Genomic DNA, 26899 nt, shown 5'->3' with positions numbered 1-26899 from the left:
GCACTATCCTTGAAGTGAGTGATAAAGGAGCATGTAAATGACTGTAAAACCTAAGAGGACTCTTTTTGTGGTGTTGGCGCTCTTCTGGGCAGGTAGTGCAGCTGCGAGTGAGACGAAACCTGGTACCCAGTTTAACGGGGTGTCACAAGAGTGTCAGGACTTGCATGACCGTCTTACCAGTCTCTTAAAGTCGGCAGTTGATCCTTATACTGGCTCAGGCGTTGGCCGAAAAGAAATGGCCACGATCATAAGGAAAGCAGCCGATTTAAAGGAGCTTTCGGAGTATCTTGAGTGTATCCAAGTGACCGACGATTAGTTCTCTCAAAGCTGGCTGCACGGCATGTCTGTCTCGTGTTTCTATCGCTCTACGGGGCGATACGACCTGAAATGCGACAGCCAACCTACAATGACAGGATAACAATCAGCTGACACACTTACTGCGTCCAATGTAGTTTGAGAGTTCTAGATGGGTTCAACGATGTTCTGCGTCGGACGCTGTATGCACAAAGTGGTGACCCCGACAGGATTCGAACCTGTGACCTGCCGCTTAGGAGGCGGCCGCTCTATCCAGCTGAGCTACGGGGCCAAGATACAGTCAGTGTCTGTATGAAGCCGAGATTTTTCAAATATCACGAAAACAATGGGGATGCGAGACTGATTGCTCGGCTGTGAACAGGCTAGGTTTCAGTTGAGTGAGAAGGAGCTTTGCGGTCAGGTTATGAGAACTCCGTTTATCGAGTTCTGAGGGGCGCTCCAGCGCGGTTTGCTTGGTATTATTAGCACCTATCTATGCAGGGAGGGTGCTTATGCTCAAGCAATGCTTAGCTATGGTCAGTTTGATTTTCCTATCTTGGGCTGAAGTTCATGCTGGCCCGTGTGAGGCGGGGCTAGGTGATGAGCAGGTGATGCCGCGTGTCTTTATGGAGGCAGTTTTTGAGAATCCTCAAAGATTCGTGGCAAGTGACGGGGCACCCTATTATCTTTCAGACTTGAAGGTTATCGGGGATGACTCGCCTGAGGTGAAAAAGTTCACGGCTAATAACTTTGTATCTGTGAAACCTTTGGCAGATGAGATGGATCGGTGGGGGCGTAGACCTGCAATTCTTCTTGATCAAAATCGCAGAGACTTGTCGAGTGAGCTCGTGGAAAGTGGAATGGCCATGGTTAGGCCACAATTTAGAGCTTTCAATTGCTTGAAATTCCTTATTAATTTAGAGCGGACAGCACGGCGGGAAAAAGCGGGAATATGGGCCGTTAAAAATGTAATTAATGACTATTTGTCAATAGGCTACGAGCGTTTTGGACTCTATGAGATTTTAGAGGTTAGGTTGATTTCCGTCGGGCAAACACGATCTAAAACCTACCTGAATTTTGGAGAACGCTGGACAGAGGATTTAACCGGGATTATTCAAAGGGGAATGTTGGAAGAATTTTTGGAATTCGGGCATGATCTTTCAGCAATGAGTGGTAAGCGGGTTCGCCTTAGGGGCGTCTTGCAAATGGACCAAGGGCCAATGATTGAGCTTAGACACCCAGCGCAGTTGGAGCTTCTGGATTAGGGTAACAGCCGGAAACAACGATGACATTGAGTAGTGCATTGTCTGGGCTACAGACAAGCCTGAGAATTTTAACGGTATCTGCAGTGGCCGCAACGCTTGTTGCGTGTCAGCTGACCGGCTCTACCAATCTCGGCGCACAAAAACCTGGAAGTTTACGTAGCGGTCTGGCCAGTGATGTTGGGGCGCGTGAGCACCCACGCGTTGTTGCCACATATGGTGGGGTGTACAAAGACGCCAAAGCTGAAACAGCGATTGCGCGTGTTGTTGGCGGTTTGGTTGCCGCATCCGAGGACCCTGGAGCACACTACCGCATTACTCTACTCAATAGCCCTGCTGTGAACGCATTTGCGCTTCCTGGCGGGTATCTTTATGTTACGCGTGGATTACTGGCCCTGGCGAATGATAGGTCTGAGCTTGCTGCTGTTCTTGCGCACGAAATGGCACACGTGACAGCGCGTCATGCTATCAAGCGCCAGCGTCAGGCTGAAGAAGCTGAGTTTGTCACGAAAGTGATGACAAAGATTGGTAAGGACCAACAGACGATTGATGCAGCTGTTAAAGAAAAACAGGTGCAGTTTGCTCGGTTCTCTCAGGAGCAAGAGCTTGAAGCTGATGATGTGGGCGTGAGAACGCTCGCCGGTGCTGGGTATGATCCTTATGCTGCGTCGCGCTTCCTGAATACGATGGCGCAGTTTGCTCGCTATCAGCAATTGGGTGGGCAGAGTAGTTCTGCGCCAGATTTTCTATCTTCCCATCCTAATACGCCAGAGCGTATTCGTCGTGCTGTTCGCAGTGCGCGGCAAATTGGAGCTCCTGGCATTGGCCTGAATGGAAGCGAAGAGTACCTGATAAGTCTGGATGGGATGCTGTTTGGCGACGACCCGCTGGAAGGCTATATTCGTGGTCGCCAGTTCCTGCATAAAGGACTTGGCATCTCCTTTAGTGTTCCCAACGGGTTTGTTCTTGAGAATTCAGCCGAGGCAGTTTTGGCTAGTAATAATTCAGGAACTGCCATGCGCTTTGATGGCGCTGACCTTACCGGATATGCCAGCTTAACCGATTACATGTTATCTGGCTGGATCAACGGTCTGATCGACAACAGCGTTCGGCCAACTACCATTAACGGATTACCAGCGGTGATTGGTTCTGCAATTACAGATGGTTGGTCTTTCCGAATTGGTGTGGTGCGGATAGGGTTAACTGGATATAGGTTCATTTTTGCAAATCGCTCCCCAACAGCTGTATTTACAAGAGATTTTGAAAAGGTCCTCGGTAGTTTCAGGCAGCTTAGCCCGACCGAACAAGCGCGTCTTAACCCACTTCGAGTTAAGATTATTCAGGCGTCGGGTGGAGAGACCGCTCGTAAGCTGGCTGTCGGTATGAGCGGTGTAGAGCCGTCCCGCCGGTTGGAACTGTTTACAATCCTCAATCAAGTGAAGGCAAACCAGCGTATGAAGTCGGGTGAGCTCTTGAAAGTTATTACAGACTAAGGACCTGCTGCCTTGGCGTGGGTTCGCCATCTGGTGATTTATTGAGCGTCCGTAAGCACAAGGGCTAGTCTGAGCTTATCCATTGCTTTCACTTCTATCTGACGAACTCGTTCTTTGGATACACCCAATTCTTTTCCCAGGGCTTCTAAAGTGATTCTCTCTTCTTTGAGTTTGCGATCACGGATTACGCGTTGCTCACGGGGCAGCAATGTACCGAGGGCGTCGTTCAACTTGCGCTGTGAGCGCTCTGCGTCCAGTTGTAGTTCTACAATCTCATCTGGGAGAGGATCATTTGTTGCAATCGTGTCCTGAAGTTCAAGTTTTGCGTCGCTGTTTTTTATGGCTGCATTTAGGGAAGTATCTGTTTTTAACCTGGCAGACATCATACTAATCTCATTGACTTTAATGCCTGTCTTTTTTGAGATCTTGTGGTGCAGTTGTTCCTCGCAAAGATCAGGATGCTTGGCAGCAGCGTCTGCATGCATGCGTTTGTAACCGAAGAACAGCCTTTTCTGCCGCGAAGACGTACCGCTTCTGACAATGGATTGATTGCGGAGAACAAAGTCTTGGATGAACGACTTGATCCACCACATCGCGTAGGTCGCGAACCTGACGTCTTTTGACAAGTTAAAGCGATTGGCGGCCTCCATGAGACCCATATGGCCTTCCTGAATCAAGTCGGAGAGGGGAACGCCGAAAGACCTAAAACGCAATGCTTGTGCTATCACCAACCGGGAATGTGAGAGTGATAGTTGATTAAGGGCGTCATCGTCTCTGTCCATAATCCAGCTTTCGAGCAGCTGGTACTCTTCTTCCTTAGTCAGATAGGAAGCTTTTCTTGCTGTAAGAGCAAGGCGGCTGAGCATTGTATCTCTGTCATATTGTGCCATAAAAGCCTCCATCAATGTTTTAAATACGACAGCTGCTTGACTTTGGATCTCCAGAGACAAAAAAAGCCCCGCACAAAAGGCGGGGCTTTTAAACCGGTAGCAAGTAAGAAAGCGCTGATTAAGCGGCTTCTTCCTGACCTCCGCCTTCACCGTCGGTCGTAGGCGCAACTTTCGCTGCACGACCTGGAGATGTGGCAAGGACACCTTCAATCTGACGAACTGCTTCTGTATCAGTTTGCTTTTGAACTGCAGCAATTTCACGTGCCATGCGGTCCAAGGCAGCTTCATAGAGCTGTCGTTCAGAATAGGATTGCTCTGGCTGAGACTCTGAGCGGTATAGGTCCCGAACAACTTCGGCGGTTGAAACGAGATCGCCAGAATTGATCTTTGCTTCATATTCTTGAGCGCGACGGCTCCACATGGTGCGTTTTACACGCGGCTTGCCAGCAATGGTTTCAAGTGATTTTTTAACGGTAGATGCTTCAGAAAGCTTGCGCATTCCAACCGATGCAATTTTTGCAACAGGGACGCGGAGCGTCATCTTATCCTGTTCAAATTCGATTACGAGAAGTTCAAGAGAATATCCAGCTACGGTCTGCTCTTCGAGTGCAGTAATCAATCCAACACCGTGAGATGGATAAATGATGTGCTCGCCTGTTTTAAACCCCTGACGCTGCGCGGTCTTTTTTGCGGGTGTGGCCATACGCTATACTTCTCCTGCGCAGTGGTTGCTCATTGTCCGGGAGACAAAAACAACCTAGATGCAGCGCGTTCGCCGCATCTTTCTCCTAAGAAAAACGTGAAACGTTCAATATGTGCGAAAAGCTTCCTCTCGCACTATTTGATTCCGCGTTCAGATGTGATCAGTCGAATTCTCTGTGTTGGCTATTTCAGCGAATGCCGGGCTCAATTCTTGACCGCTTTTCTGCTGAACTGCGATCATAAAAAAACCTCCGAGCGGGAGGATGCAACCAGCCTGCCAAATGACTGTAAAAAACTGTATAGCACATTATCCACGGATTTCCAACCTCTCTCAAGAAAGAGAGGAATTCGGACACCCGCGGATACTGTTTGGCAAATGATAAATATCTGGTCAGGCCAGGGATACAGCGAGCTTAGTCGCCAGCGCCTGGTTTTTCAGAAAAGTGCTTTTCCAGTTTTTCTTTAACGCCATCAAACTCAGCTGCTTCTGGAAGCTGCTCTTTCTTGACGGTCAGATTCGGCCACTTCTCAGCATACTCTGCGTTGAGCTCGACCCACTTTTCTAATCCAGGCTCTGTATCTGGAAGAATCGCGTCCGCAGGGCATTCGGGCTCACATACGCCACAGTCGATACATTCATCTGGGTGGATGACGAGCATGTTCTCGCCTTCGTAAAAGCAATCGACCGGGCAAACTTCAACACAGTCGGTGTATTTGCACTTAATGCAATTGTCTGTGACGACGTATGTCATCGCAATCCTCTTAGTCTTTGGCGCTGCATGCTTGTCTGAAGACAAATGGCATGGGCTTTCATCGCCCTGACGGTTTTTTCGTCCATTAAACTTTGTGCTCTTTGCTACCGGTTTTCATTAGGTAGCGCAAGCGCTGAACTGAGCGAAGAGATTGTATTATTGGGGCAAAATTTGCGCAAAATCGGCACTAAAAAGGATCGATTTCGTTGAACCCGCGAATACGTGCGATCTGGCGGCGATCTTTCTTGGTTGGACGTCCTGCACCAGCTTCTCGCTTGGCAACTGGAATGGCTTCTTCTTTGGGGGGAGGCGGCGGTGACATGTCTTCGTAAAGCGTCTGCGCTTCGGGGGCAGGGCCTCGACGAGTTCCAAGCTGCAAAACCTTAAGGACCAAAAGGCGCCGAGGCATGGTGATCGTAAGGATATCACCGGGCTTGACGGCTTGTTTTGCTGCCGCGATCTTCTCTTTGTTTAGTCTCACATGCCCGGACACTGCCAGCTTTTGTGCCAGTGTCCGTGACTTTGTAATGCGCGCATACCAGAGCCACTTGTCTATACGAATAGTGCCTTGTGGCTCTGGATGTGTCATATGCCCTGTCCTGATGGGGTGACTATTTGTCGCCCTTTTCCAAGTTTTGTTTTAGGGACATTAGCGCTGCAAATGGAGAATCCGGATCCAATGGCTTGTCTTTGCGCGGAGCAGGTTTCGTCGCCTGATGGCTACGGCTCTGGTCCTTGCTAAATCCACGGCCTTTGCCGCCCGGTTTACCAACGTTGCGACGCTGCTGGTTATTGTTGCTGCGCGGCGTTGCAGCACCGCGGCGTTCGGGTGCACCGCGCGTATTGCGTTGCTGACGCTCGTTGGTGTTGCGACGGCCTCCGAAGCGACCTGGACGCCAGATTTCAACGGTAACCGTTTCCATTTCTGGTTCGTCTGAGCTGCCTTCAGAAGCAACATCTGCAGCCGCCTCATCAGAAGCCACTGTCTTTGCTGTTTCGTCCGCTGTCTGCACAGCACTCTCTTCAGCAGCAGGACTAGCTGGCTCTGCGTCGGTCTGCTCTACTGGTTCTGCATCAGCAACTTCAGTTGCATTCGCCGAAGCTTCAGCAGGCTTGATGACCGGGCGCTGTTCTTCGCGTGTTTCCAAACGATAGCCGAGAGATTTCAAAATACTCGAGAAATCTTCGCCAGCGCAACCCAGCAGGGAGGTCATGGAGACTGTGACAGTGAATGCACCGCCAGCTGCCAATGCGCCTTCAGGGGGCTCAACGCCTTCTTCGAGAGGCTTCCAGGCAACCAGCGGACGAATGATGTCTGCCAGACGCTCCAAAATATCAACGCGAACTGCACGTGGGCCACAGACGCGGAAACCAACCACACGATAAAGCGCAGCTTCGATTTCAGGGTCTACAGGTACCGATGTGCGGCCAGACGCAGACAGTTGAGGGAGTTCAGTCAGGCCTTTGATGTCGCCTTTGCCCTCTTTCAGTGCCCAGAGCTGAGCAAGCAGCTGGCTTGGCGCTGGTTTCAAAAGAGCAGGGACATAGATGTGGTAAGCGCCAAAACGAACACCGAGTTTGCGGAGTGAACCGCGCATCTGCTGGTCGAGCTGACGAATATCATCCGTAATTTCCTGGCGCTCTAGGATCCCGAGATTCTCGGTTAGGCGGAATGCCACTCCACGAGCAATACCTTCGACTTCCTCAGCCTGTTCCAAATCGAAAAGCGGCTTGAGCAGCGTTTCAATTTGGGTCTTGATCCAAAGGTCAAGCCGTTCCTGCACTTGGTCGCGCGCAGGCCCTGTCAATTGCTCATCAGCAAGAATGATCAGGGTCGGGCGTAAAGTCTGTTCACCAGCTGTCAGGCGGGCGATAGATTCGCCTTGCCATCTTAATGTGCCGTCTGCGGAGAGAATGAACTCTTCGTTAGGCGCGCGAGATAACCGCTCGGCGCGGTTTTCTATCTCACTAGCTAGTGCTTTTTGTGCCGCAGCACGGACAGCTTTTTCTTCCTGTCCTTCTGCCGTTGCATCCGGAGCAAATCGGAAACCATGAAGCTGGCCGATGTGCTGTCCTTCAACAAGGACGTCTCCGGTTGCGGTGATCTCCGCTTCGAGCATTTTGTTCTCTCTCAGACGTCGCATCAATACGCTGGTTCGCCGGTCCACAAACCGCTGTGTAAGCCGTTCGTGAAGGGCATCTGATAAACGATCTTCTATGCCGCGCGTCACGCCTTGCCAGTGAGCAGGGTCGTTCAGCCAATCGGCACGGTTTGCCACAAAGGTCCACGTACGGATATGTGCTATCCGGTTCGCCAATGTGTCGATATCCCCATCTGTCCGATCTGCCAGTTTTATCTGACTGTTGAACCATTCATCTGGAATGGCCCCATCTTTGACCAGATGAGAATATATCCCTGTGACGAGATCTGCATGGTTTGCCGGGGCTATCTTGCGATAGTCTGGAACCTGACAGGTATCCCACAGTAATGAAACTCTCTCTTGTGTTGTCGCAAGGGAAAGAATGTCCCTGTCACGATTGGCAAGTTCGAGAACTCCGATATCCTCCGCCGGAGGGGCTTTGGTCAAGCCCTCTTCTTGCGGAGAATGCTCCAAACTGCGCAAAAGTGCACGAATCGAGGAAAAATCTAAGTTTGGGTTGCGCCACTGCAGCACTTTAAGTGGGTCAAACTGATGAGATTCGAGTTGATGGACGAGTTCGTCATCAAAACCAGGGACTCGCCCAGTTACTCCAAAAGTACCATCTCGCAGATGTCGTCCTGCACGACCGGCAATCTGTCCCGTTTCTGCAGGGGTCAATTGTCGGTACTGATAGCCATCGAATTTGCGGTGCCCTGCAAAGGCAATGTGATCCACATCCAGATTCAAACCCATACCGACGGCGTCGGTGGCAATCAGCCAATCAACGTCGCCATTTTGGAAAAGGTCGACCTGGGCGTTTCGTGTTCGCGGAGAAAGGGATCCGAGGACAACAGCGGCTCCACCACGTTGGCGGCGGACCAGTTCTGCAATGGCGTAAACTTCATCTGAAGAAAAAGCGACGATTGCGGAACGGCGCGGCAGACGGGTGATCTTTTTTGAGCCTGCGTATGTCAATATGGACATGCGCGGTCTGGTAATTACATCCAGCCCTGGGATCAGCTTTTCAAGCAGCGGGCGAATTGTTGACGAGCCGAGCAGGAGTGTCTCTTCTCTTCCGCGCAGGTTTAGAATGCGATCTGTAAAGACGTGGCCGCGTTCCAGGTCGCCCGCAAGCTGCACTTCATCGATAGCAACAAAGTCTACGTTCAAGTCTTTGGGCATCGCTTCCACGGTGGAAACCCAGAAGCGAGGAGACTTGGGGATGATCTTCTCTTCACCTGTGATCAGTGCAACAAGATCAGCGCCTTTTTTCTCGACGAGGCGGCCATAGACTTCCCTTGCCAGCAAACGGAGCGGCAATCCGATCAATCCAGATGAGTAAGCGCTCATCCGCTCGATGGCCAAGTGCGTCTTGCCGGTGTTGGTTGGCCCCAAGATTGCTGTGACGGATCGGGATCGGTTCGTTCTGTGCAGCATGTTTTTATTCATCTAGAAATGCAGTTCCGTATTCTATGGCCAAATGTATCTCGGCACTTAAATTTTTGGCTGGGATACTGAAAATGCCCGTGCGGTGCCTCGCCCAATGAAGTGGCATTTATATGGCAGAGAAAAGCGCTGTAAAGCTCTGGAATGAAGAAAGCCCCAAAATGCTGATGATGAATGCTGGTATGAACGGCAAGATTAATGGCGTTTCAAAAGCGCCTTTTAAGTATACGTTATATTCGCTCCGCAGTTGTAGCTGAATATGATGTGACCTTTTAATGGAGGCATGTGACCTATTGGTCATGCGAAACTGCGCGATATTGCGCCAGAAATTCAAGCGTTCTTGAGGTTGCGCTCATTGCTCTATAACTTATTGCTAACCTATTTTATTAATAATTGCTTAGTATTAGGTAAAATTTCTCTAATCCAATTTGCCTATGAATAAGTAAGTAACGGGGGCAAGTTGCCACTTCTGTTTTAACCAGTAATTTTTTTCGGGAAGAAGTTATCCCCGCTTTCCCCTTGGATCTATCGTTAAATTTTTTGCATCTATGCAGGGCGAAAAGAAACATGAAATTCAACCGAAAACTACTGCGAAGTTGGAGAATAATATTCCCAAATTACATGCGCATGCATCTTCTTTTGCTGCTTAAATATGGTTAATAAAATGTTAAACCGCTTCTAGCAATGACTTTTTCGGCCATGCTCCATATTTTTATTTTAACTTTAAAGGTTTGGGACACGCGATTTTCAGAAAAAAACATAGTGCAATTTTACAATGTTAAAATATTTGGACGTAAATATACGGGTAGTTTAGATAAATCGAATAGATTTATTTCCCTATATGAAAGCAACTAACCAAGAATTGAAGATGGGTTATAGATACACCTTCTATATTAGGTGGATATTGCGTAGAGTAAGGTTGTTGGAGGCATAATATGTAGGGGTGTATAAAATGAATCCGTTGACTGCTGCACTTGAATTTGTTGAATCTATTAATAACGAAGAAACTCCTGATGGTGTTTCAAAGCGAATTGGGGAACTTGGTCAATCTTTTGGCTTTACGAGTTTCTGTCTCGCTGCGATCCCGGAATCCGGCGCATCTTTTGATGGGTCTATTATGTTGAGTGGTTGGCGTCCTGAGTGGCAGCAACGTTATCTCGACCGTGACTATGTACAAAACGATCCTATTGTTGCGAAAGCACGGACAGCCAGTCGTCCATTCTTATGGTCCAGCGTAGCTCGTGATCGCAATCTTTCCGCTGCTGCACAGCAAGTCCTAACTGAAGCCCGTGATTACGGAATGTATGACGGTGTTTGCGTACCAGTTCATGGCCTGCAAGGTTATCAAGGTATGCTTATCTTTGGCGGGCCGGAAGTGCGTCTGAATGAGCGTGAAATCAGCGTTCTTCATCTCGTCGGCATATATGCGAGTAACAAGGTACGTGAGCTGGTTGGTGCCAACACCAATCGCCCTCGCCATCGCCTTACACCTCGCGAGCTTGAGTGTCTGAAGTGGTCTGCTGCTGGTAAGACAAGTTGGGAGATCAGCCAGATCCTTAGTATCTCACAGCATACTGCCGACTGGTATCTGGCTTCGGCAGCTAGGAAATTGCATGCTGCAAACAGAACTCATGCAGTGGCAGAAGGATTCCGACTAGGCCTTATTCGGTAGGCTTGATTGGCGTCTTATAAAGTGCTTGGCAGGTTTCGCATTGCGAGGCCTGCCAAGCACACGTGGCGAGCTCTATTCAGCCCGCTCATCTTTGTTGGGGGAAGTAGAAATATCTACTGAGATATATTAACGAAGACAAAATTTGATGTATCTGTGTATATATTTTTACGTGTTTAGATTTTCTCAATGGTACGGCAAAATCCCTTGGACTTCGCCATTTCTTCAGTGATTTTTGCGGCATTAAATATAGTAATGACAATAGTGACTATAAATTAATCTTTTCATAGAGGTGTTTACTCGACTATAAAGCCCCAAAATACATAGAGACTGGGGGACATACTTTGACTATTCAACGAATATTGGTCGCTAACCGCTCAGAGATTGCAATTCGCGTTTTTCGGGCAGCTAACGAACTTGGTCTCCATACAGTTGCTATATTTGCAGAAGAGGACAAGCTCGCTCTTCATAGGTTTAAAGCAGATGAGGCTTATCAGGTTGGCAAAGGCCTTGGACCTATCGAAGCCTACTTGTCTATCGACGAGATTATCCGTGTTGCGAAAGAGCAGCGCGTAGATGCAATCCACCCAGGTTATGGCTTCCTCTCCGAAAGTCCGGAATTTGCCGAGGCTTGTGTTGAGAACGGCATTATCTTTATAGGCCCATCGCCTGAAACAATGCGCCGTCTTGGAAACAAGGTCGCTGCGCGTGAGCTTGCTGTCAATGCCGGTGTGCCTGTGATGCCAGCGACTGATCCTCTCCCTGATGACATGGAATCTGTAAAGCGGCTTGCTTTAGAGATCGGATATCCGGTGATGCTGAAAGCATCCTGGGGCGGTGGCGGCCGTGGTATGCGCGTTATACGCGACGAGCAAACTCTGGTTCGTGAGTTTGTGGAAGCGAAGCGTGAAGCAAAGGCGGCATTTGGTAAGGACGAGGTCTATCTTGAAAAACTCGTTGAACATGCCCGTCATGTTGAGGTCCAGATCCTGGGTGATCAACATGGCAATCTTGTTCACCTTTTTGAGCGTGATTGTTCTATTCAGCGTCGACACCAAAAGGTCGTTGAACGTGCACCTGCTCCCTATCTTGATGATGAGCAGCGTCGTGAGTTATGTGACTATGGACTGAAGATCGGCCGTGAAGTCGGCTACTGCGGTGCTGGGACTGTTGAATTCCTAATGGATACCGATAGTGGGAAGGTTTATTTCATTGAAGTGAACCCGCGTATTCAGGTGGAGCATACGGTTACCGAAGAAGTTACCGGGATTGATATTGTTCGTGCGCAGATTCGGATTGCGGAAGGCGGCCATATTGGTGACAAAGCTGTTACCGGCGTGCCTGAGCAAAACAAGATTGAGCTGAATGGCCATGCTCTCCAGTGTCGTATTACAACAGAAGACCCTGAGCATAACTTTATTCCAGACTATGGCCGCTTGAGTGCTTACCGCGGAGCAACCGGTTTTGGAATTCGTCTTGATGGCGGCACCGCTTATGCGGGGGCTGTGATTACACGTTATTACGATCCTCTGCTTGAAAAAGTGACCGCCTGGGCACCTACACCTGAGGAAGTTTGTGCACGTATGGACCGCGCTTTGCGTGAGTTCCGTATCCGTGGTGTTGCAACGAACCTGATTTTCCTGGAGCGGATTATCACTCATGCCTCCTTCCTGAATAACTCTTACACAACACGCTTTATTGATAATACACCAGAGTTGTTTGAGAATATTAGGACGGCTGACCGTGCAACCAAACTGCTGAACTATATTGCAGACGTGAGTGTGAACGGGCACCCTGAAACAAAGGGGCGCGCCAAACCACCGGCAGATGCTGTGGTGCCAGTGGCGCCGAAGTTCAAACTGCCAGTGATGGACGGTACACGTCAGAAGTTGGAAGAGCTTGGCCCGAGGGAGTTTGCCAAATGGGTGAAAGCCCAACCTCAGGTTCTGGTGACTGATACGACTATGCGCGATGCCCATCAGTCTTTGCTGGCGACGCGTATGCGCACCTACGATCTGGCGCAAATCGCTAACAGTTATGCGGAAGGCCTGCCAGAACTGTTCTCTCTGGAATGCTGGGGCGGTGCAACATTTGATGTATCCATGCGTTTTCTGACAGAGGACCCATGGGAGCGACTGCGTCTTGTGCGTGAGAAAGCGCCAAACCTTTTGATGCAGATGCTTTTGCGCGGCTCCAATGGGGTGGGCTACGCAAATTACCCGGATAACGTTGTCACACACTTTGTACAGCAGGCTGCGGAAGCTGGCGTGGATGTTTTCCGTGTGTTTGACTGCCTCAACTGGGTTGAGAACATGCGAGTGTCGCTTGATGCGGTTCAGGAACAAGGCAAGCTGTGTGAGGCGGCACTTTGTTATACGGGCGACATCTTAAACAGCGCTCGGCCTAAATACGATCTGAAGTATTACGTCAATCTGGCGAAAGAGCTTGAAGCTGCAGGTGCGCATATTCTTGGCATTAAGGATATGGGCGGCGTATTGAAGCCGCAGGCTGCGAAAGTTTTGGTCAAAGCGTTGAAGGAAGAGATTGAAATCCCGATCCATTTCCACACGCATGATACATCCGGCATTGCAGCTTCAACTGTACTGGCTGCGGTTGAAAGTGGTGCTGATATTGTTGACCTTGCGATGGACTCCTTGTCTGGCCTGACGTCTCAGCCTTGCATGGGGTCTGTGGTAGAAGCGCTCAAAGGTACATCTCACGATAGTGGTTTGAACACTGACCGTATTCAGCAGGTTTCGTTCTACTGGGAAGCTGTCCGCACACAGTATCGTGCTTTCGAAAGCGACCTGCGTTTTGGCGCTTCTGAGGTGTATTTACATGAAATGCCGGGCGGTCAGTTCACAAACCTGAAAGAACAGGCGCGCTCTCTTGGCCTTGAAATGCGCTGGCATGAGGTGGCGAAAACCTATGCCGACGTAAACATGATGTTTGGTGATATCGTGAAGGTTACGCCAAGTTCCAAGGTTGTTGGTGATATGGCTGTGATGATGGTTTCGCAGGGTATTACGCACGAAGATGTTCTTGATCCAAACAAGGAAGTCTCGTTCCCGGAATCCGTTGTAAACATGATGCATGGTGATTTGGGCATCCCTCCTGGCGGCTGGCCTGCTGAACTGCAAAAGAAAGTCTTGAAAGGACAGAACCCAATCACCGTTCGCCCGGGTTCTTTGCTCGGCGCTGAAGACCTGGATGCGAAACGGGTTGAGCTTGAAGGTGTCTTGGGCCGTAAAGGCTCCGAGCAAGAGCTGTCTTCCATGCTCATGTACCCGAAGGTGTATACCGAATTTGCCAAGGCTCAGGACAAGTATGGTCCAACGAGTGTTTTGCCAACGCCTGTTTACTTCTACGGGCTCAATGTTGGTGATGAGATTATGGCTGAGCTGGAGCCGGGCAAGACGATGGTTATCTCTTGCCTCGCGATTGGCGAAACTGACGAAAAGGGCGAAAAGCGGGTCTTCTTTGAGCTCAACGGTCAACCGCGTAACATCCGTATCATTGACCGTGCACACGGAGCGTCAAGCACGCTTGCACGGCGCAAGGTTGATGAGGACAATGAGCTTCAGGTTGGCGCGCCAGTTCCAGGTGTGATTTCCACGTTGACTGTCAAAGCTGGACAGAGTGTGAAAGCTGGCGACCTTCTGGTTTCCATTGAGGCGATGAAGATGGAAACATCCGTTCATGCGGAGCGGGATGGGGAGATCAGCGAAGTTTGCGTTAAACTGGGTGACCAGCTTGATGCGAAGGATTTGATCGTGACTTTTAAGGGTTAATCGCTCTCACGCGAGACACCATTTGGGGCTCAGACAATTTGTTTGAGCTTGTTAATTGCAAATAGCCAGCAATGCGTTTGGTGCATGGGCACTATGCGTTGCTGGCTATTTTGTCTTGTGTTTAAAATTATCTATATTTTACAATCTATTAAAAGGAATAGAGTTGCTCTTTTGTGAGTTAGGTATTGCTACGTTACGTAGTAGTGCGGTTGTCGCTATGTGAGCCCTTATGTATTGAGCGCCCCAGCTAAATAGAGAGTTTTTCCCAATTTCTGTTGTCAAGGAGCTTACGTCCTACCACGATGGGGTTGGGTTTTTTATTGAGGGTGCGAACGTGCAAACTAAAACAGGAAACCCAGCAGTTATTGGTCTGGCTGGATTTGGTATGACGACCTTTGTTCTGCAAATGGCAAACATTGGTCTCCTACAGAATATGGGGCCAGTTCTCTGGTTGGGTGTCTTCGTTGGTGGACTGGCACAGTTGGTTGCAGGCTTCCAGACAGGTAAGACTGGTAACAATTTCGGCTACAGTGCATTTACGATCTACGGCGCCTTTTGGCTGGCTTTTGCAGGTATTCTTACAGGCAATGAGCTGGGCTTTTATGAGTCAACGCACGCCGATATTGGTTTCTTCCTGATTCCGTTCACCATCTACACTGGCATTATGTTCTACGGTGCATTGCATGTGCACAAAGGTGAAGCTTCTATCTTTGGCAGCCTTTTCCTTGGCTTCTTCCTGCTGGTTCTTGGCCACTTTGGTCCAGCGTTCTTTAACGTAATCGCAGGTTATGTGCTGATCGTATGCTCTTTTTGTGCCTGGTACGTGATGGCGCACATCATCTACAAAGATGTATGTGGTCGTGATGTCCTGCCTGTTGGATCTCCAATCTTACAACCGGGTGAAAAAATGCCTTCACCTGAAGCAGTTGCAGCAGAATAGTTAAATCAGAAAATTTGCAGAAAAGCCCGGCATATGACCGGGCTTTTTTTTATCTGCAGATGTTGGAAGACCAGTTTCCAGCAGGTTCGGATGCGTAACCGATCCACTGGTCCATGAATGTCTCAAGCCAGTGAAGAACGGAAGGGTCGTGCACGAAGCGCTCGCGGAAATGTTCTCCACGTTTGCGTGCTCCAGGGAGCACCAGGCGACTTGCAGCGCGGGTCGTCCAACGGTTCATCATGGCGTATGTAAGTTCTGGGTGGAACTGAATGCCGAATGCATTTTTGCCGACACGGATAGCCTGATTTTCGTAGGTCGGGCTGGAAGCAAGAAGCTCTGAACCTGAGGGAAGCGAGAAACCTTCGCGGTGCCATTGGTAGACTTGTTTGGGCCAGTCCATCAGGCTCGTCCCTTTCTGCGTTGGTTGCAAAGGGTAGTAACCAATTTCGACCAGGCCATCATCACGGCCAGTCACGTGTCCGCCGAGATTTTTAGAGAGCATTTGAGCGCCCAGGCAGATACCAAGGAAAGGTTTGTTTTCCTTTAGTGGGACGCTGATCCAGTCGATTTCTTGTTTTACAAAATCATCGCGGTCATTGGCGCTCATCGGGCCGCCAAAAATGACAGATCCTGCGTGATCGGCCAGCGTATGCGGGAGTGCATCACCAAAGCGAGGGCGACGAATATCCAGCTCAAACCCACGTTTGACCAGCTGTTGTCCGACGCGACCTGGGTTTGAGTTTTCCTGATGCAGCACAACGAGCATTTTGGGTTTGTGCTGGGTATTCCGTTCTAACATTACAAACTTATACCTTTAATCACAGAAAGAGCTAGCTGCCTGAATGGCGCCGAGCCACCTGTTGTTTAAGCTGCATACGGTCTCTGGATGATACGCCCAAAAGCTCTGCAACCCGCCAAATTGTATTGTCTTCAAATTCGTGAACGGACCCGTCAGCGAACCCCATCTCCCAAAGTGACTCGATGACCTTCAGGCGTTGTGCTGGTTCTAGCTTGCGTTTGAGAACTGAGGTGAAGCGGTAAAGATCAACGGCTTCTTCATCACGTTCTTTTGCGAGCTGCATCAGCTCTTTTGTGTCTTCCTCATTCAGCTCGTATTGTTGCTGTAAGACGCGTTTTAACTGATCTAGTTCTTGCTGCTCAATATCACCATCCACCGCAATAATATGGAACATCAGCGCGGCCACTGCCAGTCGCTCATCATCCTCAGAAAAACGATTTGTGTCTTCTTTATCTATAGACAGCTCTTTGAAGAACTTTTTCAGGGCGTCTAGCATGCATGTGCTCCGTGCATCTATTTGTTTTGTTGCACTTATATTTAGTGCTTTTTGGAGGTGCTTAAAGGTCAATCAGGTCTGAATGAGATATTATTGATACGCAAAAATAGTTACAATTGCCAAAGAAAAGCACCAATATACGCCAATTTGCAGCCACGCATTACTACGACAATTGGGAGCAAATATGATAGGGGTTTGTCGTTCAGATTACTTAGTCCTTTTATGCGCAGTCATGAAAGGCTTTAACTAATCATAATTTAGACGTTTTCTACGAGCTTGTTGCGCTGTATTTGTTGAGTGAAAGCTGCTTACATTAGAGACCCTCCCGGGCCTTGCTGAAATCGTCCATTAGGATACTGAGACTAGATGAAACGCTCGCTTATTATTTTTGGAGCTCTTGCCGCCCTTGTGGTTTGTGGCCTGGTGCTTGCACCGCTTCTCGTTCCACAACAACAACTCAAGGCCCAAATTGCGCAAACTTTCGAGACTGCAACTGGATGGAAGCTGCGCCTTGATGGCAGAACGAGCGTTGACCTGTTTCCTACATTGGCAATCGAGATTGAAAATGTTGGTGTTGCTGGTGCAGCGCGCGCGGATGGAATTGAGTTTGCTCAGGTTGACCGGGCGCGGTTTGAGCTGAATTCTCTGCGTTTGCTGACTGGCGGCAATATCATTCGAAACATCGAGTTGTTCAAACCAAAATGGACTCTTGAGTTTGATCAGGAAGGGAGCGCCTCTTGGCAGCCGTTGCTTTCTGGTGATGGAGAAGGGGCTCATATCGGCGCAAATATTGCGGGCCGCGTTGCAAGCTTCATGCGCCAGCTGGATCTGGATACAGTCAAGCTGAATGATGGAGTCGTTACCTATAGCGAATTGAAACAGGAATCCCCGCTGCTTTTCTCAGAGATCTCGATGATGCTCAACTTTGAGCATGGTGGTGATGCTTTGACAGCGGACGGCGCGTTCACTCAAGGTGGCGAGCGGTATGCTGTTCGTGGCCGTGTCGGGTCGGTTTCCGCATTGAGTGAGGCTCGTGCGACGTCGGTCGAAGCTCATTTGATTGGGCCGTCTCAAGAAAAAGTAGGTTTTACGGGCCAGCTTGCGTTTGGCGCTCGCCCTGTTGGGACCGTGCAAGTCTTAGTTGAAGTGCCAAGCCTTTCGGAAGTGGCGGCACAGCATAACGTTGAGCTTCCTGAGGATGTTGGCAATGGAGTGCTCACCAGTGAAGTGCAGTTCCGGCAACGTGGGATGCGAAGCAAAGACCTGTCAATCACGATTGGCTCGGTTGGGTTTGGTGGCGATGTCGCTTTGAATTATCTGGAAGACGGGTTTGAGCTAAAGGGGCAAGTCAATGGCAAGTCCTTGGACTTTGAGCAGCTCATTCGCTTGGCAGGCTTAAACTTTCCTGCCTCAGGTTTTGCTAATGTTGATGCCTCCTTCTACAGCGTTGGGCAATCTTATGATGAACTGGTCTCTGCTCTCGAAATTGATGGCGGGGCGATTTTGCGTAAGGGCCGTATTGCCAGCATTCAATTGCCTGAACTGCTTGCTGTTGAAGACCGGCAGGAAGCTCTTGATGATATGGACCTAAGTTTCGTTTTCTCAGGGCTTTCTAACCCGTTGGAGCTGAAAGGAACTGCCCGCTGGCAGGGGGAGCAGGTTTGGTTGCAGGGAGGGTTGCGTTCTGATGCAAATATCGACCTTGCGTTCTCAAGCGAGATGTTCTCAGGAAGCGTGACTGGACCTTATTCTCTGAAAGACGGGTTTGGCGGGATACTTGCGTTCCAGACAGATGATTTTAGCAATTTTGCGCGGTGGTATGGACGGCCGCTTCCGCGATACCTGCATGGGAAACAATTGGAGCTGGCGGGCGTTTTTGATGCAGATGCAAATGGTGTGGCCTTTAAAGATGCACAATTTAAGCTGGATCAGACCACCATTAAGGGAAGCGGGCGCATAGATACTGCTGAAGTTCCCAAGATCAGTGGTAGGCTGGAGGTCGCAAATGCCTCATTTGATAAGATGTTCTCTCGTTCCGATGCCAAAAACGCAAAGGGAGAGAGCGCTTATGATTTCTCTGTTTTACGAAGTTTTGATCTCGATGTCGATCTATCCATCAAGGACCTGAAGCTTGGTGCTTTAAAGGGGCAGAATGCTGATTTGAAAGCTGAGCTCTCTGATGGGCGCCTTGCTTTAGAGGTTACCCAAGTGGACCTTTATAAGGGTGAAGGGGCAGGTAAGCTTCTTTTGAATGGCGCAACTGTTAAACCGGGGATCTCTGCAGAGTTCTCATTGCAAGGTATTGATGCTGCTCCCTTCCTTGCATCTCTTGGCGATATGCCACGCGTTGACGGGAACCTGTATGCTGAGGTGGATGTGAATACATCTGGCCAAACACCAAGTGATCTTTGGGTCAACATGGGCGGAGCCCTGAGTTTCCAGCTTGGCAACGGCACGCTACACGAGCTGGATGTTGACCGTCTGGTCGCGTCGGTGGGCAATGGTGGCATTACTGGTTGGCCGTTTGAGGAAGCTGACCGAACATCGTTCTCCAGCTGGGGTGCAGATGTTATCTTTGACCGTGGTACCGCAGAATTTCAGGCTTTGACGTTGCAAAGTAAAACTGCACTTGTTGAAGGGCGTGGGGCGATCAACATCAAGGATGGCGAAGTTCTGTGGTATTTGCAGCCAAGCCTCCTGGATAAGTCCAAGCTGAACGGTGAACCTTCAACGCAGACCTCTGATCTGGCGCCACTTAAAATCCGAGGCTCGATCGGTCTTCCAAGCTTTGAGAAGGTTGGCCATCAAGAGTATGCGGATGCATCCTTTGGGGATGTTAAGGAAACAAAGAAGGTCTCCGAGAAATTAGCGCAGGATCTTGTGACAGCCAAGACGGTTAAAGATGCGCAGCGTTTAAGAGCTTCAGCGGCGAAGGAAGCTGCGGATCGCTCACAGCTTGCTTCTGGAGCGGAGCTTGTAAGCGCATCAGACTTGGAAGAGGGGACCGAGGGGGAAAATACGGCCTCTATCGGTACAGGAGACCTGCCACTGCTTGCAGATGGCGAGATACCAAGTGCTGACGCTTCTTCGGCTATCGTGATACCGGTTGCCAAGCCAGAAGGGACTGCGGTTGCTGCAAATGAGGTGAAGACTCCGCGAAAGAGCAAGCTTACAGGGGCACCAAAACGCGACTTGAAGCGCCGTGATGTTGTGCCGCGTGGGCCTGGCAATGTTGATGTTGAGGCCGTGGCAGCAGGAACCGCCGACACGGATGCAACGTTGACGTCTTTAGAGGAAGCTTTTGGAATGCCAGCTGGCTTTTTGACTGACTAAAGCAGTTCGCATCTGAGTTGAAATCCTTGAGCTGATTTTGCCCGTGTTCGGTGGAGTTGTATCTTAAAACCGGGTCGCACTTTTATGCGCTACGCTTTAGGGCAGGTTGCAATAGACAACAAAAAGCCCGGAGTGGAATGCTCCGGGCTTTTTGTTTGGTGTTAGATGAAGTCTATTTCGTTGCTGAGTGGCATTTGCCTGATGCGTTTGCCTGTTGCAGCAAAGATTGCGTTTGCCAGAGCTGGAGTAGACGGAGGTGTACCTGGTTCACCGGCTCCTCCCATCTTTGGAGAGTTCTCGAGAACCTCAACCGTAATCTTTGGGGCCTGATACATCCGCATAGCGTCGAAAGTATCGAAGTTTGCTTGCTCGACTTCTCCGTCAGACCATGTGATTTCCTCGCCGAACGCTTGGCTGAGGCCGAAGTTGATGCCGGACATGATCTGATCTTTGAACAGGCCAGGGTCCAGTACAATGCCGGGGTCGGCAACGGCCCAAACTTCTTCAATCGTCACTGTTTCGTCAGTAACATCCACCTGAACCACTTGTGCTGTCCATGTGCCAAAGGAAAGCACATGTGCAACGCCTCGGCCTTTTCCAGCTGGCAGGGGCGTTCCCCAGCCTGAGATTTCTGCGACCCGCTTCAACACTTCCCGAGCTGGCATGAACTCGTCATTCGTCATTTGAGCAAGGCGGAATTCTACCGGATCTACGCCTGCTTTGTGGGCAGCTTCATCCATAAAGCTTTCATGGAAGAAGCCATTGACGGAGTTGCCGACCGAGCGCCAGAAACCCACTGGTACCAGAAGGTCTGACACATGCGCTTGGTAGCGCTGGTTCTCTGCATCAAGCGGCTGGTTGAATGCTCCATCCAAGACAGAGTTATCTGGACCGACTGGGCTAAGCCCTGGGAAGGTTCTTGCCATGACGCTTTTGACGATGGACGGAGAGGCCACGTGCATATCAAAGGTTTTGAGAGTTCCCGATGGTGTGATCTGCCCTTTGATTTCGGCTATGGCCATTGGGCGATATGTATCATGCTGGGTATCCTCTTCTCTTGTCCAAGTAACCTTTACCGGGTACGGCGCGGTCGCTTTTGCAATCACGGCAGCGTAAAGTGAGAAGTCCACTTCAAGGCGGCGGCCAAACCCACCACCAAGACGGGTTGTGGTGATGTCGATATCTGCGCTGTCCATGTCAAAATGGCTGGCGACAGCTGACTGAACCAGCCCTGGGGCTTGAGTTCCTGTCCAAATATAGATTGTGTCACCCTCATGCTGTGCCGTGGCATTCATCGGCTCCATGGTTGCATGGGCAAGGAAGGGCACACGGTACTGCGCTGAAAGGGTCTCTTTCTCTGGAATTGAGGCGAAAACCTCTGGATCGGATCCGGTTCCTCCCAGCTCGAAAGTTGCCTCTTTTGTAAGAGCGGTCTCCAGCGCATTCCACATTTGGTCAGAGTTTTGAAGAGTGAGTGGGTCGTCCCATTCGATTACCAAAGCTTGTGAGCCTTGGAAGGCAGCCCAGGTGTTCTCGGCGATAATCCCGAGGCCCTCGCCAGTAGCAGTTTTGATTTCTACAACGTCTTTAACGCCCGGGATCGCAAGAGCTGCGGTCTTATCGTAGCTTTTGAGGCTGACACCCTTGCGTGGCGCCATTCTTACGGTGCCGTACAGCATGTCCGGCAGTTGCATATCAATTCCGAAGATCCGGCCGCCGGTGACCTTGTCTTTGAGTTCCACGCGGTCCTGGGATTTGCCAAGAATTTTCCAGTCGCTGGCCTTCTTCAGTTTCATCTCAGTTGGCGGGGAAATAGCGACAGCTTTGCTTGCGAGTTCACCGTAAGTTACACTTTTGCCAGACGATTTTTCGGTGATTGTCGCATCAGCCACGATCAGATTGTCTTTTGTTGTGCCAAAGTGCTCTTCAGCTGCTTTAATCAGCACGTATCTTGCTGCATACCCAGCTTCGCGCATTTTAACGAAGGCGTCTGTTGTGGAGGTTGAGCCACCAGTGGCATTGATGCCCAAAAACTTTGCGACGATCTTCATAGAGCCGCGCGCCAATTCCGCCAAAACACTTTCGTCGTAAAACGGGAAGGGCGTGCCATCTTCCAGCAATGCAGCGTTAAAGTAGGCTGGGCTGGATGGCCCGTGCTCCACTTTGACCTGCTCAAGCGGAACTTCCAGCTCCTCAGCGACGAGTGCTGCCAGTGTGGTGTGAACGCCTTGGCCCATCTCTGCTCGTGGAGCGATGATAGTGATGGTGTTATCTGCATCAATCATCACGTATGGGTTAAAGGGCGTCTCACCTTCTGCCTTCTTTGCATCAAGAGGGTTTGCATAGGGTTTCTGGTAGAAATAATAGCCAACAGCGAGGCCACCAGCTGCTGCAACACCTAGCCCAAGAAAGGCCCGGCGGGTGTATTTTCCCAAACGGCTCATTGTTAGGCTCCCAGTGCTTGTGCGGCGTCTTTGATAGCTGCGCGAATTTTTGGATACGTTCCACAGCGGCACAGATTGGTCATCGCATCGCTGATGTCTTCATCAGTCGGATCCGGAATTTCCTCCAGCAGCGCGACTGCAGCCATGATCTGGCCAGACTGACAGTATCCGCATTGTGGGACAGAGTGCTTCACCCAGGCTTGCTGAACCGCGTGCAGTTCATCGCCCTGTGAAATCCCTTCGATGGTCGTAATCGCGCCTGTTACATCGCCAACAGGCTGGACACAGGAGCGTACAGCTTCCCCGTCAATCATAACGGTACACGCGCCACAAGCAGCGATACCACATCCGAATTTCGGGCCTTTGATATCGAGAATGTCCCGAAGTGCCCAGAGCAGTGGCATTTCTGGATCGGCTTCAATCTCTTTCGTCTGGCCATTCACTGTCAGGTTTTGTTTCGGGTACATTTGTTTCGCGATCCCGTAAAATTACTATTAGGAGAATGTCGTTCTCTTAACTTATGATCTAGCGGTAGTTTGTCAATGCAGTCTGCCACGATTTATTGACAGCAATTTGATTGGGACCTATCACAGGCTTATGACCTACCAGAATTTTCAGCGCGCTAGATCAGCTGCCGCAAAAGCGCAGCGTCATGAGGATCTTATACAGGCCGCGACCGGTGTTCTTGAGCAGGACGGCGTCGATGGGCTGACTTTGCAGGCGATTGCCAGCCGTGCCGGTGTTGTAAAGTCCAATATCTATAGATACTTCGAGACACGCGAAGCAATTTTGGTTGAGTTGTTGTTGCGTGATTTTGTTGAAGTTATCGAAGAGCTTGAGAAGCAGGTCACAAAAGAGATGACACCAGCTGCTATGGCGCAACTGCTGGCAGACCTGTTTGCCTCTCGCAAACGCTTATGCGAGTTGATGAGCCAGATTGCGCCAACACTGGAAAAAAACGTCTCCATTGAATGTGTTCGCCACTTTAAGCGAGCCTTGCTGGCTGAAGCTGAGCGGGCATCTGTTGTATTGCAGCGGGGGCTGCCCTGGCTACGTGGAGAAGAGGCGATGGCCGTCTTTCTCAGCATTCATGTGTTTGTGGCTGGCCTTTGGCCAATCACAAACCCGTCTCCAATTCTGGTCACACTGTATAATGAACAAGAGTTCGCCCCGTTTCGTCAGGAGTTTGCGCCAGCTTTATTTGGCCTGATCACTGCGCACCTTCTAGGCCTTGAAAGTGTGAAAGAGCTTAGCGCATAAATGCTTTGATTGCTTGATCCAGACGTTCAATTCCAATTTGAGGGGCGGCTGTGTTCTGTATCTCCACCATGTGAGGGAGATCAGGCAGGGATAGATCGGCTCGTTGCAAGCGTTGTTCAATATCTTCGACTGTTTCTCTGCCTCTTTCAGCAAGGCGTTTTGCTAGAATATGTATTGGAGCCGTGATGTGGACCACCAGTAGCTTCTGGTATTTGGTCACAGCTTGTGCAAGCGCGCCACGAGAACCATTGGCGACAGCAATTCCGCCCTTGGCGATGTGCTCATCTACGCACTTTGGAAGGGCGTATATTAAGCCATGGGCTGGCCATGATAAGGCGACACGCTGTTGGTCAATGAGCAATGACATTTCCTGATGATCGATCGCCTTGTGCGGCTCAGAACCGGCATCTTCCGGACGTGTGATGAGGCGTTGCGCGAACAAGATGTTTTCGTCATTTGCGCAACGCTCTTTGTAGCCATAGATCAGCGTGTCTTTGCCCGCTCCACTTGGCCCGACAACCATAATGAGAGCGCCTGGGCCAAGCTTATTTGTTCTTCGCGGTGTGTTTGCCATGAATGTCACGACTGTTTTCCCCTTTACCCGGTGGCGTTAAGCCACCCGGTACCCTTCGCGCCAGACACCGCGAACGATTGGTACGTCGCCCACCATGCGCACCTGTATCAAATCGGCCCGGCGGCCTTCTTCCAACGCGCCACGGTCTGACAGGCCAACGGCTTGCGCAGGAATGCGGGTTACCTTCTGTACGGCTTCTGGAAGAGAAATGCTCTCGATTTGCTGTTCGAGTCGAAATGCAGCCTGAAGCAGAGAGACGGGCACGTAATCGGAGGAAAGAACGTCAAGGTATCCAGCCTCTGCCAACTCTCTGGCTGAGATGTTGCCGGAATGAGATTTCCCACGCACCACATTCGGTGCACCCATAAGCACTGCCATGCCAGCTTCATGAGAAGCTTTTGCAGCCTCCAGAGTCGTCGGAAATTCTGCAACATTGATGCCGAAGTGGGTCGCCTCTTTGACATGAGCAAGTGTTGCATCATCATGGCTTGCCAGCATCATACCGGCGGCTTTAGCTCGCTCTGCAATCGCCAGTCGGTTCTTGTTGGAGTTTCGTTTGGCACGGGTTTGCATCTGTTCCGTGAACTCTTTCATTTGCTGATCAGAAAACCCTTTTTGGGTTTTGTAGTAGAGCTCAAACTGGTCCAGTGATGTAAATTGGCGTTGACCCGGTGTGTGGTCCATTAAGGAGGCCAGGCGAACGCGCGGGTCATCCTTGAATAGATCGAAGCCGTCCACGCAATTGTCTGCTGAAACTTCGCAGCGTAGGTGGATGAAGTGGTCTGCGCGCAACCGACCTTCCCGCTGACCAATTTCAATGGCGTCTGCCATCTCACGCATGTCGCGAGCGGTCAGGTCTGCGTCATCTTCCATACCAACACGAAGTGCATCAAACACAGTGGTGATACCTGAACACGCGATCTGCGCATCGTGGGCCTGTACTGCTGAAACAGCATTCCAAGTTACACCTGGGCGAGGCTTGTAGTGGCTTTCCAAGTGGTCCGTGTGTAATTCTACAAGACCGGGGAGCAGGTAGTCCCCTTCACAGTCCAGAGCGTTTCTTGCCCCGCCTTTACTTAGGTCGCAGATCTTGCCTCGATCGACTGCCAGTGTCCCATTAATTACTGTTTCAGGCAGGACCAGTTTTGCATTGCTAAAAACCATCGGTGTATGTGGCTTTACCAGAGTTGATGTCTGGTATGGCGCTTCGTTTACAATCACGTCGCTCATCCTGTGGTTCCTTCCAATGGTGCTATTTCAATGATTTGGAACGGTGACCCGGCCTCTCTCTCAATGCACAGAGCGAGGTGGGAAATTGGGAATGGTTGGTTGGTAACGTGCTTGAAGTGGTCCTCGGCAGCGGCTTTAAGGGCTGTGCGTTCGGATTCATCTTCAAGCTGTTTTGACAGTGTCATATGAAAACGGAAATACTCGAAAATGTATGGGTACCCCCAGGTCTGCATGTAGGCATCCTGTTCTGGGGTTAGGTTGGCCTGACGGCGACGTTCCATATCCTGGGTGCGTAAAGGTGCGCGCAGGTGGTCAAACTCAGTGATGCACCGTGCTGCAAGGTCATCGAGTTCTGATGATCTCTTCGTCGGGGTGAGTGCAAGAAATTTGCCAAGAAGGTTGGGTGCAAGTCCCTCTATGATGAAGGGTGCGGTCTTCTTGGCAAAGCTATGCAAGGCTGCCTTTACATCCTCAAGTGTTTTGCCTTCCGCTAGATGAAATGGAGGTTTCATCGTGGCGTGGAACCCGTAACGCCGCGCCTCTTCGGTTAAGCTGTGTAAGCGCTGGCGCGTTACCTCTCGCAAAGAAGGCTGAGGGAGGGCGCTGTTGCAAAAAGCAGACCTGCCAAGCCACTGACTGCCCAGTTGAGTTAACTCAGCAGTATGCGGATGGCTGAAATAGATTGAATAACGCATTAGTAAAACATCCTTGCCCTTCGATTTACCAGAGGGTCAGTGTCTGTATGATGACACTTTAGGCAGGTTCGAAATGTTCCAGAAATCTTTCCACGGGCATCGATTGAAAGAGTGGCAGACGCTCAAAAATTTCATCTTGTGCCCAGTTCCACCATTTGAGGGTTAGCAAACGATTTGCGATATCCTTCGAAAACCTAGGTTTTATTGTTTTTGCAGGAACGCCGCCGACGATTGTATAGGGCGGGACATCCTTCGCGACGACGGCTCCTGCTGCCAAAACTGCCCCATCGCCTACAGTCACGCCCGGCAGAACCGTGACACCATGTCCAATCCAGACATCATTACCAATGATCACCCGGTCTGCACGTCGTTTGGCAAAGAATGTATGATCTCTTTCTTTGTCCTTGCGATAATATTCTGGCGTATATGTAAAGCGGTGTTGGGACACTCGCTCCATAGGGTGATTGGGAGGGCCCAAGCGGACATTGGATGCGATGGCCGTGAACTTTCCAATAACTGTGTCTGCAACTGAGCTGTTTGGGCCAATGTAGGAAAAGTCGCCAAGCTCACAATATTCCAAATGGGTTGGACCAAGCACCTCGCACTGCTGCCCGATCTGAGTTTCGCGCTGAGAAACGGTTGGCTCTACGACTGTCTTTGAGATTTTTGGAGGCTTTATCATCCTGTA

The 26899-nt window shown here is 50.3% G+C and carries 21 protein-coding genes and 1 tRNA gene; 8 read left to right on the top strand and 14 right to left on the bottom strand.

Annotation, left to right across the window (positions count from 1 at the left end; all coding sequences use genetic code 11):
- Positions 1-37: 37 nt before the first annotated feature.
- Positions 38-316 carry a hypothetical protein gene (locus BMZ51_RS16300; protein ID WP_068003651.1) on the top strand — a complete coding sequence of 93 codons (279 nt, stop codon included), beginning with the start codon at positions 38-40 and terminating at the stop codon, positions 314-316.
- A 193-nt stretch (positions 317-509) separates the two neighbouring features.
- On the opposite strand, the gene BMZ51_RS16295 is transcribed toward BMZ51_RS16300, so the two are convergent.
- Positions 510-586 (bottom strand) — tRNA-Arg (locus BMZ51_RS16295).
- A gap of 220 nt (positions 587-806) precedes the next feature.
- On the opposite strand from BMZ51_RS16295, the gene BMZ51_RS16290 reads away from it, so the two are divergent.
- Both BMZ51_RS16290 and BMZ51_RS16285 read left to right on the top strand, forming a co-directional pair.
- Positions 807-1559, top strand: coding sequence for a thermonuclease family protein (locus BMZ51_RS16290; protein ID WP_244271363.1), 753 nt, complete (start codon positions 807-809; stop codon positions 1557-1559).
- 20 nt (positions 1560-1579) lie between these two features.
- A complete protein-coding gene (locus BMZ51_RS16285; RefSeq protein ID WP_068003655.1) occupies positions 1580-3049 on the top strand; it encodes a M48 family metalloprotease in 1470 nt (489 codons plus the stop codon).
- 38 nt (positions 3050-3087) lie between these two features.
- Here the strand turns inward: BMZ51_RS16285 and BMZ51_RS16280 are convergent, their stop codons facing one another.
- From BMZ51_RS16280 to BMZ51_RS16260, 5 genes are all read right to left on the bottom strand, one after another.
- Positions 3088-3939 carry a sigma-70 family RNA polymerase sigma factor gene (locus tag BMZ51_RS16280; protein ID WP_068004184.1) on the bottom strand — a complete coding sequence of 284 codons (852 nt, stop codon included), beginning with the start codon at positions 3937-3939 and terminating at the stop codon, positions 3088-3090.
- A gap of 118 nt (positions 3940-4057) precedes the next feature.
- Complete coding sequence (locus tag BMZ51_RS16275; RefSeq protein ID WP_068003659.1) at positions 4058-4642, bottom strand: CarD family transcriptional regulator; 585 nt, start codon at positions 4640-4642, stop codon at positions 4058-4060.
- Between the two features lie 412 nt (positions 4643-5054).
- On the bottom strand, positions 5055-5393 hold the full coding sequence (gene fdxA / locus BMZ51_RS16270; protein ID WP_068003665.1) for a ferredoxin FdxA: 339 nt from the start codon (positions 5391-5393) through the stop codon (positions 5055-5057).
- A 187-nt stretch (positions 5394-5580) separates the two neighbouring features.
- The gene (locus BMZ51_RS16265; protein ID WP_068003675.1) at positions 5581-5982 is read right to left on the bottom strand and encodes an RNA-binding S4 domain-containing protein; all 402 of its coding nucleotides are present in this window, start codon (positions 5980-5982) and stop codon (positions 5581-5583) included.
- Positions 5983-6004: 22 nt separating this feature from the next.
- Complete coding sequence (locus BMZ51_RS16260; protein ID WP_068003693.1) at positions 6005-8983, bottom strand: helicase-related protein; 2979 nt, start codon at positions 8981-8983, stop codon at positions 6005-6007.
- 949 nt (positions 8984-9932) lie between these two features.
- Here BMZ51_RS16260 and BMZ51_RS16255 point away from each other — a divergent pair.
- The 3 genes from BMZ51_RS16255 (at position 9933) to BMZ51_RS16245 (ending at position 15380) form a co-directional block, all read left to right on the top strand.
- Positions 9933-10652, top strand: a complete 720-nt coding sequence (locus BMZ51_RS16255; RefSeq protein WP_068003708.1) for a LuxR family transcriptional regulator — start codon at positions 9933-9935, stop codon at positions 10650-10652.
- Between the two features lie 341 nt (positions 10653-10993).
- Positions 10994-14440, top strand: coding sequence for a pyruvate carboxylase (gene pyc / locus BMZ51_RS16250; RefSeq protein ID WP_068003710.1), 3447 nt, complete (start codon positions 10994-10996; stop codon positions 14438-14440).
- A gap of 334 nt (positions 14441-14774) precedes the next feature.
- A complete protein-coding gene (locus BMZ51_RS16245) occupies positions 14775-15380 on the top strand; it encodes an acetate uptake transporter (protein ID WP_068003712.1) in 606 nt (201 codons plus the stop codon).
- A 49-nt stretch (positions 15381-15429) separates the two neighbouring features.
- Here BMZ51_RS16245 and BMZ51_RS16240 read toward each other — a convergent pair whose 3' ends face one another.
- The gene (locus BMZ51_RS16240) at positions 15430-16179 is read right to left on the bottom strand and encodes a glutamine amidotransferase (RefSeq protein ID WP_068003714.1); all 750 of its coding nucleotides are present in this window, start codon (positions 16177-16179) and stop codon (positions 15430-15432) included.
- A gap of 31 nt (positions 16180-16210) precedes the next feature.
- On the bottom strand, positions 16211-16675 hold the full coding sequence (locus BMZ51_RS16235) for a tellurite resistance TerB family protein (RefSeq protein ID WP_068003716.1): 465 nt from the start codon (positions 16673-16675) through the stop codon (positions 16211-16213).
- Between the two features lie 366 nt (positions 16676-17041).
- Here BMZ51_RS16235 and BMZ51_RS16230 point away from each other — a divergent pair, with 366 nt between their 5' ends.
- A complete protein-coding gene (locus tag BMZ51_RS16230) occupies positions 17042-20008 on the top strand; it encodes an AsmA family protein (RefSeq protein ID WP_068003719.1) in 2967 nt (988 codons plus the stop codon).
- Positions 20009-20169: 161 nt separating this feature from the next.
- Here BMZ51_RS16230 and BMZ51_RS16225 read toward each other — a convergent pair whose 3' ends face one another.
- Both BMZ51_RS16225 and BMZ51_RS16220 read right to left on the bottom strand, forming a co-directional pair.
- Positions 20170-22452: a xanthine dehydrogenase family protein molybdopterin-binding subunit gene (locus BMZ51_RS16225; RefSeq protein WP_068003721.1), complete on the bottom strand. Its 2283-nt coding sequence runs from the start codon at positions 22450-22452 to the stop codon at positions 20170-20172.
- A gap of 2 nt (positions 22453-22454) precedes the next feature.
- Complete coding sequence (locus tag BMZ51_RS16220; protein WP_068003724.1) at positions 22455-22919, bottom strand: (2Fe-2S)-binding protein; 465 nt, start codon at positions 22917-22919, stop codon at positions 22455-22457.
- A 130-nt stretch (positions 22920-23049) separates the two neighbouring features.
- Here BMZ51_RS16220 and BMZ51_RS16215 point away from each other — a divergent pair, with 130 nt between their 5' ends.
- Complete coding sequence (locus tag BMZ51_RS16215) at positions 23050-23712, top strand: TetR/AcrR family transcriptional regulator (protein WP_068003725.1); 663 nt, start codon at positions 23050-23052, stop codon at positions 23710-23712.
- On the opposite strand, the gene phnN is transcribed toward BMZ51_RS16215, so the two are convergent.
- From phnN to BMZ51_RS16195, 4 genes are read right to left on the bottom strand one after another with little or no spacing between them, the layout of a single operon-like run.
- Positions 23702-24286, bottom strand: coding sequence for a phosphonate metabolism protein/1,5-bisphosphokinase (PRPP-forming) PhnN (gene phnN, locus BMZ51_RS16210; RefSeq protein ID WP_244271364.1), 585 nt, complete (start codon positions 24284-24286; stop codon positions 23702-23704). The genes BMZ51_RS16215 and phnN overlap by 11 nt on opposite strands.
- 36 nt (positions 24287-24322) lie before the next feature.
- Positions 24323-25516 (bottom strand): alpha-D-ribose 1-methylphosphonate 5-triphosphate diphosphatase, encoded by a 1194-nt coding sequence (locus BMZ51_RS16205; RefSeq protein WP_082825567.1) that lies wholly within the window; start codon positions 25514-25516, stop codon positions 24323-24325.
- Positions 25513-26211: a DUF1045 domain-containing protein gene (locus tag BMZ51_RS16200; protein ID WP_068003740.1), complete on the bottom strand. Its 699-nt coding sequence runs from the start codon at positions 26209-26211 to the stop codon at positions 25513-25515. Before BMZ51_RS16200 ends, BMZ51_RS16205 begins: the two co-directional genes overlap by 4 nt.
- Before the next feature lie 58 nt (positions 26212-26269).
- A complete protein-coding gene (locus tag BMZ51_RS16195) occupies positions 26270-26893 on the bottom strand; it encodes a DapH/DapD/GlmU-related protein (RefSeq protein WP_068003746.1) in 624 nt (207 codons plus the stop codon).
- Positions 26894-26899 lie beyond the last annotated feature (6 nt).

Source organism: Pseudovibrio axinellae, from assembly GCF_900110875.1.
Taxonomy (GTDB): Bacteria; Pseudomonadota; Alphaproteobacteria; order Rhizobiales; family Stappiaceae; genus Pseudovibrio; species Pseudovibrio axinellae.
Note: the sequence above shows the minus strand (reverse complement) of the source record. Positions and strands in the feature narration are given on the sequence as shown.